The 11,944-nt window shown below is 34.6% G+C and carries 15 protein-coding genes; 9 read left to right on the top strand and 6 right to left on the bottom strand.

Translation table 11 applies throughout. The features are described from left to right. The first annotated feature begins 69 nt into the window (after positions 1 to 69). Positions 70 to 534, top strand: a complete 465-nt coding sequence (locus HCB38_RS05190; protein ID WP_003723558.1) for a hypothetical protein — start codon at positions 70 to 72, stop codon at positions 532 to 534. A gap of 46 nt (positions 535 to 580) precedes the next feature. Here HCB38_RS05190 and HCB38_RS05185 read toward each other — a convergent pair whose 3' ends face one another. Continuing rightward, complete coding sequence (locus tag HCB38_RS05185) at positions 581 to 1,033, bottom strand: NUDIX hydrolase (RefSeq protein WP_185318610.1); 453 nt, start codon at positions 1,031 to 1,033, stop codon at positions 581 to 583. 115 nt (positions 1,034 to 1,148) lie between these two features. Here HCB38_RS05185 and treP point away from each other — a divergent pair, with 115 nt between their 5' ends. After that, positions 1,149 to 2,633: a PTS system trehalose-specific EIIBC component gene (gene treP, locus HCB38_RS05180; protein WP_185637763.1), complete on the top strand. Its 1,485-nt coding sequence runs from the start codon at positions 1,149 to 1,151 to the stop codon at positions 2,631 to 2,633. 18 nt (positions 2,634 to 2,651) lie between these two features. After that, the gene (gene treC, locus HCB38_RS05175) at positions 2,652 to 4,298 is read left to right on the top strand and encodes an alpha,alpha-phosphotrehalase (protein ID WP_185637760.1); all 1,647 of its coding nucleotides are present in this window, start codon (positions 2,652 to 2,654) and stop codon (positions 4,296 to 4,298) included. An 86-nt stretch (positions 4,299 to 4,384) separates the two neighbouring features. Here treC and treR read toward each other — a convergent pair whose 3' ends face one another. Continuing rightward, positions 4,385 to 5,098 (bottom strand): trehalose operon repressor, encoded by a 714-nt coding sequence (gene treR / locus HCB38_RS05170; protein ID WP_185318607.1) that lies wholly within the window; start codon positions 5,096 to 5,098, stop codon positions 4,385 to 4,387. A 150-nt stretch (positions 5,099 to 5,248) separates the two neighbouring features. Here treR and HCB38_RS05165 point away from each other — a divergent pair, with 150 nt between their 5' ends. The 3 genes from HCB38_RS05165 (at position 5,249) to HCB38_RS05155 (ending at position 6,820) form a co-directional block, all read left to right on the top strand. Further along, the gene (locus HCB38_RS05165; RefSeq protein WP_185318606.1) at positions 5,249 to 5,386 is read left to right on the top strand and encodes a hypothetical protein; all 138 of its coding nucleotides are present in this window, start codon (positions 5,249 to 5,251) and stop codon (positions 5,384 to 5,386) included. Positions 5,387 to 5,713: 327 nt separating this feature from the next. Continuing rightward, positions 5,714 to 6,559, top strand: coding sequence for a YitT family protein (locus tag HCB38_RS05160; RefSeq protein ID WP_185318605.1), 846 nt, complete (start codon positions 5,714 to 5,716; stop codon positions 6,557 to 6,559). A gap of 66 nt (positions 6,560 to 6,625) precedes the next feature. Beyond that, positions 6,626 to 6,820, top strand: coding sequence for a hypothetical protein (locus HCB38_RS05155; protein WP_185318604.1), 195 nt, complete (start codon positions 6,626 to 6,628; stop codon positions 6,818 to 6,820). 46 nt (positions 6,821 to 6,866) lie between these two features. On the opposite strand, the gene HCB38_RS05150 is transcribed toward HCB38_RS05155, so the two are convergent. Beyond that, entirely contained in the window at positions 6,867 to 7,526 is a 660-nt protein-coding gene (locus HCB38_RS05150; RefSeq protein ID WP_185637758.1) for a Crp/Fnr family transcriptional regulator, read from the bottom strand. Positions 7,527 to 7,723: 197 nt separating this feature from the next. Here HCB38_RS05150 and HCB38_RS05145 point away from each other — a divergent pair, with 197 nt between their 5' ends. After that, the gene (locus tag HCB38_RS05145; RefSeq protein WP_185637755.1) at positions 7,724 to 8,929 is read left to right on the top strand and encodes an MFS transporter; all 1,206 of its coding nucleotides are present in this window, start codon (positions 7,724 to 7,726) and stop codon (positions 8,927 to 8,929) included. Next, positions 8,926 to 9,171 carry a hypothetical protein gene (locus HCB38_RS05140; RefSeq protein ID WP_185637753.1) on the top strand — a complete coding sequence of 82 codons (246 nt, stop codon included), beginning with the start codon at positions 8,926 to 8,928 and terminating at the stop codon, positions 9,169 to 9,171. Before HCB38_RS05145 ends, HCB38_RS05140 begins: the two co-directional genes overlap by 4 nt. Positions 9,172 to 9,210: 39 nt before the next feature. Here the strand turns inward: HCB38_RS05140 and HCB38_RS05135 are convergent, their stop codons facing one another. The 3 genes from HCB38_RS05135 to dbpA all read right to left on the bottom strand — a co-directional run bounded on the left by HCB38_RS05135 (position 9,211) and on the right by dbpA (position 11,552). After that, a complete protein-coding gene (locus HCB38_RS05135; RefSeq protein ID WP_185318600.1) occupies positions 9,211 to 9,687 on the bottom strand; it encodes an NUDIX hydrolase in 477 nt (158 codons plus the stop codon). Positions 9,688 to 9,852: 165 nt separating this feature from the next. Continuing rightward, the gene (locus tag HCB38_RS05130) at positions 9,853 to 10,116 is read right to left on the bottom strand and encodes a DUF3116 family protein (RefSeq protein WP_185318599.1); all 264 of its coding nucleotides are present in this window, start codon (positions 10,114 to 10,116) and stop codon (positions 9,853 to 9,855) included. Between the two features lie 23 nt (positions 10,117 to 10,139). Beyond that, positions 10,140 to 11,552 (bottom strand): ATP-dependent RNA helicase DbpA, encoded by a 1,413-nt coding sequence (dbpA, locus tag HCB38_RS05125; protein WP_185637751.1) that lies wholly within the window; start codon positions 11,550 to 11,552, stop codon positions 10,140 to 10,142. A 123-nt stretch (positions 11,553 to 11,675) separates the two neighbouring features. Here dbpA and HCB38_RS05120 point away from each other — a divergent pair, with 123 nt between their 5' ends. After that, the gene (locus tag HCB38_RS05120; RefSeq protein ID WP_185318597.1) at positions 11,676 to 11,936 is read left to right on the top strand and encodes a hypothetical protein; all 261 of its coding nucleotides are present in this window, start codon (positions 11,676 to 11,678) and stop codon (positions 11,934 to 11,936) included. The last annotated feature ends 8 nt before the right edge of the window (positions 11,937 to 11,944 follow it).

Genomic DNA, 11,944 nt, shown 5'->3' with positions numbered 1-11,944 from the left:
CATTTATCCTAACTTGATTGTTCATATAATCACAATATGCTATAATAAACCCATAAGGAGATGACACACATGGATAACTGTTTAGCGCAATTACAAATGTATGATTATTTACTAAAAAAATACCGTAACAAAGAGGTTTTCCCCGATACGCGAATGATTGTTGAAATCGATGGAAAACTTTGGACAGGTGACTTCCTCCAACTTGATGACTGCCATATCATTGAGATTGACTGGGAAGATACTCGTTTTACAAGAATTGAACGTACAAAAGATGCTATCAATGATGAATTTAATGAAAAAGTAACGAACTCCAATGTGAATGTTAGTGAAAACCGCATTGATTCAAAAATTGGTAGTCTAAAAAATATTGAAATTCTGTATCAAGAAATTGGTAATTTTGTTCGCCAAGTCGAAAGCTCTACAACGACTTTAAAACCTTTACTATACAACGCATATTGCTTAGACACACGTGTTAAATTACCATTTTTAGATCTTAGCAAAAAAGAAATTACATTAGTATCTTTGACTAATTAAATGAAACCCCGCGAAACTTAAATTTCGCGGGGTATTTTTATGTTGTTTATTGAATGTGTTTTATACGATCACTTGAAAGTTGAGTTAGTTCTGTTTGGAGGAATTTTGGCAATATTTCTATCTCACTCATCTTGTCTATTTCACACCATTTAAAATTCAGCTCGTAACCTGTCTCCCCTCTCTGCCCATATTGTTCTATTTTTGTAAACGTCGAAAGTTCTAACAGTGCGCTATTTGGATATAACTCCACAATATAATAAAACTCAATACTATCAATTTCCTCGCCATGATATACAAAGCGATTTTCCGCGATAATTTTTAAATCTCGAATAGTCACTTCTTCTCCAAGTTCTTCTCTCATTTCTCGCTGTAATCCTTCTTTAGTTAACTCATTTTCAACGGCACCACCCGGCAAAGTCCAATAATTTTCATTTTTAGTTGTGTGGAGTAAAATTTTGTTTTGATGCCTGATAATCGCTGCTACTCTTATATGTTTCATGCCAATCTCTCCTTTATTTTATTTTAGCATAATTAAAGTGGTTGCGCTTTCAACTGATTTATAGTATAGTTATGGCGAACAACTTGTATATACAAGTTAAAAAGGAGGAAATTTTATGGTTGACTATAAAAAGGATGCAAGCGCTCTCTTAGAATTAATAGGCGGAAAAGAAAATATTTCATCTGTTACACATTGTGCAACAAGAATGCGTTTTGTTTTACAAGACCCTGATAACGCCGACGTGGAAGCTATCGAAGACATTCCAGCTGTAAAAGGAACGTTTACCCAAGCTGGACAATTTCAAGTTATTATAGGTAATGATGTAGCTATTTTTTATAATGAATTTTCAAAAATTAGTGGTGTGGAAGGTGTAAATAAAGAGGATGCCAAAGCAGATGCTAAGAAAAATATGAGCTTGCTTCAACGTTTGCTTGCTGGATTAGCTGAAATTTTCACACCGTTAATTCCTGCAATCGTTGTTGGTGGTCTTATTCTCGGTTTCCGTAATGTTATCGGTGATATTAAGTTTTTAGAAGACGGTACTAAGACGATTGTTGATGTGTATCCATTTTGGGCTGGTGTTTATAGTTTCTTATGGCTGATTGGTGAAGCAGTATTCCACTTCTTACCAGTTGGAATTACATGGTCTATCGCGAAAAAAATGGGAACTACACAAATTCTTGGGATTGTCCTTGGCTTGACACTTGTTTCCCCACAACTGCTAAATGCTTATAGTGTTGTTGAAACAAAAGCTGGAGATATTCCTGTTTGGGACTTTGGGTTTACTCAAGTACAAATGATTGGTTATCAGGCACAAGTTATTCCTGCAATTATGGCTGGATTCTTACTAGCTTATCTCGAAATTTGGTTACGTAAATTTATTCCAAATGCAATTTCGATGATTTTTGTTCCATTCTTTGCTCTAGTACCTACTGTTTTAGCTGCTCATGTCATTCTTGGTCCGATTGGATGGAAAATTGGTGACGCAATCTCAAATGTCGTTTATGCTGGTTTAACAGGTGGACTTAGTTGGTTATTCGCTGCTCTATTTGGCTTCCTATATGCCCCGCTCGTTGTCACAGGACTGCATCATATGACTAATGCCATTGATTTACAGTTAATGAGTCAATTTAAAGGAACAAACCTTTGGCCAATGATTGCTTTATCGAATATTGCTCAAGGCTCAGCTGTTCTTGCAATTATTTTCCTACATCGTGGTAATGAAAAAGAAGAACAAGTTTCGATTCCTGCAACAATTTCTTGTTATCTTGGTGTTACAGAACCTGCGATGTTTGGTATTAATTTGAAGTACTTATATCCTTTCGTAGCTGCTATGATTGGGTCATCCATTGCAGCTGTCGTTTCTGTATCTAGTGGTGTTATGGCAAACTCTATTGGTGTCGGTGGTTTACCAGGCATTTTGTCTATTAATCCTAAATACTATGCAATCTTTGCTGTATGTATGTTAATTACAATTGTTGTACCATTTATTTTAACTGTATTATTCCGCAAATATAATATTTTAAACAAAGTAGATACTGCACCGATCCGAACTTTTGGTAAAAAAGAATATCGTGGTTCTACTAAAACAACCAACTAAAAAGTGAGGCTTCTCTTTATGACAAAATTTGCTCAAAAAACTATTTATCAAGTGTATCCAAAATCCTTTTTTGATACAACTGGCGATGGTACTGGGGATATTCCTGGTATCACCGCTAAACTTGATTATTTACAGAAACTCGGAATTGAGATGATTTGGATTAACCCTTTTTATCCTTCTCCGCAAAATGATAACGGATATGATATTTCTGATTATACGGCTGTAGATCCGTTATTTGGAACTATGAATGATGTTACTACGCTTATTTCTGAAGCCAAGAAAAGAAATATCGGCATTATGATTGATTTAGTCTTAAATCATACTTCAACAGAACACCCTTGGTTTAAAAAGGCTCTCGCTGGTGACCCTTTTTACCGTGATTTTTATTATTTCCGTCCGGCAAAGGCAGATGGATCTCCACCAACAAACTGGGAGTCTAAATTTGGCGGGAGTGCTTGGGAAAAGTTACCTAATTCATCTGAGTATTATTTGCATTTATATGATGTTACTCAAGCTGATCTTGACTGGGCTAACAAAAATGTACGTGAGGCACTTTTTGATGTGGTGAACTTTTGGATTGATAAAGGTGTGGAAGGATTTCGTTTAGATGTGTTAAACGTTATTGCAAAACCTAAGTTTTTGGAAGATGATTTTGAAGGTGATGGTCGTCGTTTTTATACAGATGGACCAGGAATTCACGCCTATTTAAAAGAGTTAAATGAGCGAACTTTTGGTGATAAGCCGATTGTAACTGTTGGTGAGATGTCTTCTACTGATATTGATAATTGTATCCGTTATAGCGACCCGAAAGAAAAGGAATTATCGATGGTATTTCATTTCCATCATTTAAAAGTTGATTATCCTGATGGAGAAAAATGGCGTTTAGCGGATGTGAATTTTGCTAATTTGAAATCGATTTTCCATACGTGGCAAGTTGCAATGTCTGAAGAGAATGGCTGGGATGCGCTTTTTTGGAATAACCATGATCAACCTAGAGCGCTCGGACGTTTTACTTCTGATCATCCTGAACATTATTATCACTCTGCCACCCTGCTTGGTGCGACAATTCATTTTATGCGTGGAACTCCCTTTGTATATATGGGGGAAGAAATTGGCATGATGAATCCAAAATTCCCTAAAATTGATGATTATGTCGATATTGAAACACTCAATCATTTCGACATCTTACGCAAAAACGGTCTGAGCGAGCAAGAAGTAATGACTATTATTAAAGAACGTTCGCGTGACAATAGCCGGACACCAATGCAGTGGGATAGTTCGAACAATGCTGGATTTACGGCCGGTACTCCTTGGTTAAAAGTAGCAGATAACGCCAATGAAATTAATGTTCAAAAAGTGCTATCCGATAAAACAAGCATTTTCTACTTTTACCAAAAATTGATTGCTTTACGCAAAGAATATCCAGTCATTCAAACTGGTGATTATACGCCATATTTGACCGAGGAAGATTCGATTATCGCCTATAAGCGTTCAAATGAAACCGCATCGCTACTCGCAATTCATTACTTTGGAGCTACAAAGAAAAAAATACAACTTCCAAAAGAATTTTTGAAAGGAAAAATATTACTATCAAATTATGACCGTAATGACATTAGTGCTGAGATAGAGTTATCTCCTTATGAAACATTAACTTTGATTCAATAAAAAAGCCCGGGAATATTGTAGTGACCCCCAAAAGTTAGATTTTAAGGTCTCACTTTTAGGGGTCGGCTCAATGTTTCTCGGGCTTTTTAACGTCTTCTAGCAAAGTCAATAAAACGAAATTTATCCAATCGATGACGCGACTCTGTATATTGAAAAAGAGTTGTGTCTTTTAAAAACACGGTACTTTTTACGACGACTACATGAGTATCACCGTGGAGCGCTAAGTACTTTTTATCTTCTGCGTTTAGCGGCTCAACCGTAATTTCTTTTTGAGCGTAACTGATTTCATAACCTTTTTCATTTTCTAAGTACTGATAAAGAGAGTCTTCTAAAATCTCGGTTTTAATTGGCTTTGTATTGTCTAATAAATAATCGTAATCTAAAATGGTTGCTTCTTCTTCTAAATAACGAACTCTCAAAATAGCTAAACAAGATGATCCACGAGGAAGGCCAGCAAAATCAGCAATACGATTTGGTAAAGTTGCTCGCTCGTTTCGAATTACTTTAGTGCTTGCTTTCATATGTTCGGATTTTTGTAGTTCTTTAAAACTAGTTAATCCAGAAACTGGAAATGAATACCGTTCCCTATCAATAACGATTGATCCTTTACCTTGGAGCTTTTGAATACAGCCATTTTCGAGTAGTAAAACAAGTGCTTTTCTAATTGTTTCACGGGACACCGAAAAACGTTTGGCCAGGACATTTTCACTTGGAAGTAGTGTGTTTGCTGGATAAACGCCGGATGTAATATCTTGCTCTAGTTCTAAATAAATGTCAAAAAACTTATTTTTTTTATTCAAATTAACTCACCCAACGCTATTGTAGCATATTTGCAGTTAAATGTAACCGAAATTTGCTAGTCCGCTTTATTACCAAAATCACGTGAAATTTGTTACACTAATAATAGTAAGATTTGTTCTTGTGTTTTGATTTAAGAGGAGGTATTTTCTATGACTAAAGTTATTTTAACTATTATCGCAATTATCGTTCCAGCATTTCTTGGATTTTTATTTGCTTATCAAATTTATAAGAAAAAAACTGCCACTTATATGCCATTAAGAAATGAATTTGTTCACTGGGCAAAGTAAACATCTATTAGGGAGGAAATCAAGATGAAAAAAACAGAAAGTGAAAAACCGCTTGTCATAAAAATTGTTATTAGTGTTCTTGTTGGTTTATTTTTACTTAATTTAATGCCATTCTTAGCAATCTTCGGTTAATTTTTTACTTAATAGTGCTTGAAGTAGCTTATTTTTTATGGTATATTGTAAATTGTGTTGAAATGAATAGCAATTTTTTATGGTGAGACAATTAATGACAGAGATGTCAGTTAATGCTTTTTTTATAAAAAGACTCCAGAGTGCCGGTTTTGCGGTGTTCTTGGGTCTTTTTTTGTGTGGAAAGGAGAAATGGATATGAATAATAAAACTGGTTGGAACATCGCAAAAATTATTGTTGGAGCACTTATTTTTTCGCTCGCTGTCAATGTTTTTGCAATCCCTAATAATCTTGGGGAAGGCGGCGTTACGGGGTTAACGATGATGCTTTACTACTTGCTTGGTTGGACTCCAGCGATTACGACGTTTATTTTTAATGGTATCTTACTTGTTATTGGTTATAAGTTTTTGGATCGCATGACGATTGTTTGGACGATTGTCGCGATTAGTTTCACTTCGCTATTCTTGCATTTTTCTGAACCACTTGCTTTTGTTGCAAGCCAATCTATCGTGGCAGCCATTTTTGCTGGCTTAATGATGGGAATTGGTATGGGGCTCATTATGAACGGCGGCGGAACTACTGCTGGAAGTGCTATTTTAGCAAAAATAGCGAATAAATATTTAGGTTGGAATACTAGTTATGCGCTCTTATTTTTTGATTTAATTGTCGTTATCCCTTCTGTTTTTGTTATTGGTTTTGAGAACATGCTATTTACAGTAGTTTCGCTTTATATTTCTACTAAAGTACTTGATTTCATTCTGGAAGGTTATAATCCTAAAAAATCTGTTACAATTATTTCTGACTACTATGAGGAAATTGCCACAGAAATTGATGCGAATTTGGAACGAGGCATTACCCTTTTCAATGGTCAAGGATTCTATATGCGTCAAGATAAAAAAATCCTTTATATTGTAATTAGTCGTGATCAACTTCTCCCACTAACAAAAATCGTGAATAAATATGACGAAAAAGCTTTCTTTATTATTAATGACGTGCAAAGTGTTGTCGGGGAAGGATTCACAAAACAAATTACAAGCGAGTGATGTTGTTTTGTGAAACTTATGTTACAATAATGTGGAAATTATTTTTAATGTAAGTGAGGCGTCCTTATGAAAATATCTAAACCGGCATATATTGGTTTACTTGTTGTTGGCTTGGTTTTTGTTTTTTTAGGACTATCTAATATCGGAATTTCTATTTTTTGGGATTTTAACGACTTAGAAAATTTGCTGGTTGGCTCTTTGCTAATCATCATTGGACTTATTACACTTAGAGTTCGATATACACTTAAAAAAAGAGGATAGAAAAGCACTGCAAATATTGATTGCAGTGCTTTTCTGCTGTTACCTCTTAAAAAATGACATTTTCTTGAATAACATCTAATTTTTTAATGATAATATAACGGTTTTGCATAGTAATAACGCCTTCTTTTTTTAATTGTTGAAAAATCCGATTGACACTACTTGCTGAATTTATCCCGCAAAAGTGACCAATTTCTTCATTACTCACTAAAAAATCTATCAAAAATTGATCTTTTTCTATTTCCACCCCGAAAAGTGTATAGAGCTCGTATAACTGTGTACAAATTGCACCAAGTTTACCGTTCATCAGCATTTGCTGCATTTTTTTGATTGATTGTAAAAGTCTTGTGCGATAGTAATCTTTAACATAGATTTGCAAATCGACGTCACAGTTTACATCCTTCCAAAAACGTACTCGGTCAACTTGATATAGTTCCGCTGTATCTGATTCCACACGAATATTAAACGGTGCATTAGCAAATTGAGAGTACTCATCTTTTAAAAGGGAAATAATGTCCATTTTATTAATGTAGTTTAAATTAAATTCCCTGCCATCCCTTGAGATAATACTCGTTTTAATAATCCCTTTTTTAAGTATGTACACATAAGAATCTTCAAGTCCCTCGTAAGTTAAATATTTGCGTTTTCCCCTTGTAATAACTGGAAAATCATTTGTGCTTACATAATTATTAAGAATATTTTGTTTCATGTTCTTAACCTCCTTTTTGTCATTCCAGTTAAAGCATATTAATCATACAAAATACTATTCCCTATTTTTTCAACATATGTTATACAAATTTGTATATATCAGAAATAATTACCAAATTAAAAAGTATCCTCTTGAGATTTCGCCTATAATACTCTTTGTCGCTGAGATAAATTATACGTAGGAAGGGATTTTAATTTATGAAAGAAAAATTATTTAATAAGGGCTTTGTTTTAATAACGTTGATTAACTTTGTCGTTTATCTTGTGTATTATTTGCTGATGGTGATTATCGCCGTCATTGCCCAAGAAGAGCTCGGTGCATCACTCGGAGAAGCGGGTTTTGCTTCCGGTATTTATATTATCGGTACACTCCTTGCGAGACTTTACATGGGGAAAAAGCTCGAGCTATTTGGTCGTAAACAGGTATTAAGGTTTGGTATTTTATTTTTCCTAGTAACGACATTGGCTTACTTATATATGCCGACAATTACAGTTATGTTCATTATTCGTTTTTTAAATGGATTTGCATACGGAACTACTTCCACTGCAACAAACGCGATTGTCACTGCTTATATTCCTAATTCTAGAAACGGAGAAGGTATTAATTATTATGGCCTTAGCACAAGTCTTGCGGCTGCAATTGGTCCATTTATTGGAATGATTTTATTAAGCAAAACAAGCTTTTATACAATTATTATTTTTTCCACTGCAATTGTCTTATTAACTACAATACTTTGTTTCTATCTGCCAGTAAAAAATATTATTTTAACGAAAGAACATCAAAAAGTATTACAAACTTGGACTGTTAAAAGTTTTATCGAAACAAAAGTTATTCCGATTACTTTCATTGCCTTTTTAATGGGGATTTCTTATTCAAGCGTACTTACCTTCCTTGCTTCGTATGCGAGAGAAATTAATTTAGTTAGCGCTGGCACCTTTTTCTTTGTTGTTTATGCGCTAGTTATTACATTCACCAGGCCTATGTCGGGGAAACTATTTGATGCAAAAGGTGAAAAATATGTCATGTATCCTAGTTATCTCTTTTTAGCTGTTGGTTTAGTTGTGCTTAGTACTGCGACCTCAAGTCTAGTTTTACTTATTTCAGGTGGATTAATTGGTTTAGGTTATGGAACGTTTATGTCGAATGGACAGGCTGTTTGTTTGAAAGTTTGTGAACCCCACCGTATTGGCATTGGTTTATCTACTTACTTTATTGGGCTCGATTTAGGCCTTGGTATCGGACCTTATATTATGGGGGAAATTCATCATGTTCTTTCATTCCAAGGGATTTACATTATCGCTGGTGCTATCGCATTTTTCTGCGTATTTATTTACATGTTTTTATCCAGAAAAAAAGTGTCCAGTGGCGCGCATGAACAACTAAAAGGGAGCGAAGAATTATGAATAAATTATTACTCATTACCGCAGCAGGTTATATCATAGGAGTGAGAGCGATTGAAAATGAAAAAAATCATTCTATTTTGCTTAGCGATGTTTATATTAATAATCCCTCGCAGCGATTGATTGATCATTTTGAAAGTCTAGAAATTGCTAAAGAACAAATTATCGGACATAAAAAATTATCTGCCGATGATGCACAAAATTTAATTAGTAGATGGGAAGCTACTTATTTTACAACATCTTGATAATAAGTAGAAGCATTGCGCAGATTCGCAATGCTTTTTTTATAAGACTTGATGGCTAATATGTAGTAACCTATTTTCGTGGTATTTTGTTGTAACTTCTATTCTTGTTAAATCATTCGGAACATGCTTGATAAGATAAGGCAGATTGTTCACTACACCTGTATTTTCTTGATTAAGTATCCATGATATCTTTTTAAAGTCGAGAATTCCTTCTGCAGTTGCCACCGGGGTTTGATATACAAAATCATCTTTTAGTTTAGCAACAAACAAATGCATGCCACCAAGGTTCTCCCCTTCTACAAACCATTTCATTTCACCAATATCACGTATTTCGTAGTCAGTTGCTTTAATTCCTGTCTCTTCTTTGATTTCACGCTTGATAGATTCCATGAGTGATTCTCCGGGCTCTATTTTTCCACCCACGCCATTCCAACTTCCCAACCACGGAGACTTTTGTCTATTTAACAATAAAATTTCATCTGTTCTTTGGATGAAACAGAGCGTGTATTTGTACATAATATAACCTTCTTTGTTCGTTTTTATTAGTATAGCATACTTAATGACATAAAAAATAACAGCATCCGCGTTTAGGTTGGGAAACGGATGCTGCCAGGTGAGATATTTCATTGAAAAAAGGTTACTCTTAATATACCGAATAAATATGAAAAAAGTATGAACAAACTAAGAAAGTTCATTTTTAATTTTTTGAAGTAAAAGATTGCCTTGATGTGTCATACTATAATACTTCTGCTGATTATTATTTTCGTCACGTATGATAAATCCATGAAATTCAAGCCAGTAAGTACAGTATAACAAATCATTTCTCGTAGCATCGCCAACAATATTATTTTGCAGAAAATTGATGGTTAATGATTTTATATTATATATAGGATTTTTAACAACTTCTAACACCATTACAATAAGCTGATTATCTGGCCTTTCCATTGTTTGACCTTCTTTTCTTTTAATTATCGTTTTCTTGCTTCGTTTACTTTGAGACGCCTACCCTTCACTTTTCTTGAACGCATCATTTCAAGGACAGCTGGGCCTTTTCCGTTTAAAATTTCGACAAAGGAGACATGGTCTTCAATCGTAATAATACCAATATCTTCCGCTGTAATCCCTTCTAACTTAGAAATGGTTCCAACAAAATCTACCGCACGAATTTTTTTCTTTTTACCACCATTAAAATAAAGTTTCATAATGTTTTTATTTAGTTTTTCACCGCGAGCTTTCTTTATTGTTGGGCGCTTTTGTTGTTTTTTACGGAAAGCTTCTTCATTTGCTTTTACTTCGATGATAGTTGGTTTCCGCTTTTTCTCAATCGTAATATTTAGCATTTCTTCTATATCACGAAGAAGCGAGTTTTCATTCGTTTTAACAAAACTGATGGCTTTTCCGCTATTTCCAGCTCGCCCTGTTCGTCCGATTCGGTGCACGTAGTTCTCTTTTTCAATTGGTAAATCGTAATTAATTACAAGTGAGACATTATCAACATCAATTCCTCGGCCGGCTACATCTGTCGCAATTAAAAAACGCGATTTGCCGCTTTTGAAGTCATCCATAGCGCGGAAACGATCTTCCTGTCTTAAACCACCATGAATTTTACTAACACTCAATTCGAGTAAATCGGTGAGTTCATCCACTTGATTTTTCGTATTACAAAAAATAATTGCACTATCAGGGTTTTCAGTAATTAAAACTTCTTTTAAAGTTTTTTCTTTATTATCCGTTTGCATTTCCACATGGAAAATGGGGTTTGTTTTTTCAGATGCCATTTCAATTACCATCGGATTGTTTTGGTACCGTTTGATTAAATCTTGCATTTCTTCTGGAAGTGTCGCAGAGAAAAATAAGTTTTGGCGCTGTTTTGGTAAACGACTAAGAATATCCTCTACTTGGTCAATAAAGCCCATGCTTAACATTTCGTCTACTTCATCTAAAACTAAATGGACTACTTTGTCGACATTAAGTGAGCCTTTTTCGATATGATCCAGTAATCGTCCCGGGGTTCCAACAACAATATGGTTTTTTTGACTTAATTCTAATTTTTGTTTAGCAAAAGGTGATTGTCCATATATTGCTGCTGCTTTAATTCGTTTAAATCGTCCAATATTGGTACATTCTGTCTTAACCTGCATTGCAAGTTCTCTCGTTGGTACAATGATTAAAGCTTGAGGCTTGTTTTCCTCCCAAACGACTTGTTCTGCAATTGGAATAGCGAAGGCTGCAGTTTTCCCACTACCAGTTTGTGATTTTGCAACAATATCTTCTCCTGTTAATGCAACTGGAATTACTGCTTTTTGAACAGGGGTAGCATCTTTATATCCTAGTTCAATAATGGCTCTTTTAATTTCTTCACTTAATTTTAAATTATTCATGTCAGTCCTCATTTCCTCATATCATCATACCATATTTTTTCACAAATGACGGAACGAATTGTTTGTACTTCGCTCTTACTTCCTTTAAAATAAACTATAAGCCCCCAAAATAAGGAGGAAACAATGAATTTAGATGATTTGAAGAATAAAGTTACTGAGTCCCTGCCCCTGGAAAATCTAGGAACACTGACAGAAGAGGCAACAAACAAAGCATCTGAGCTTGGCGAACAAGCAAGTAATGTGACAGAGGATCTACAAAATGAAGCAACTAATTTAACAGAAAATTTACAAGATAAAGCAAGTGGACTAACAGAAAATTTGCAAGATACCGCTAATGAATTAACGGGTGGGTTTTTAGATAAAATAAAGAATTTATTTCAATAAGAAAAAAG

The organism is Listeria farberi (assembly GCF_014229295.1).
GTDB classification, from domain to species: Bacteria; Bacillota; Bacilli; order Lactobacillales; family Listeriaceae; genus Listeria; species Listeria farberi.
The sequence above is the reverse complement of the archived record's forward strand: the minus strand, read 5'-3'. Positions and strand labels throughout refer to the sequence as shown.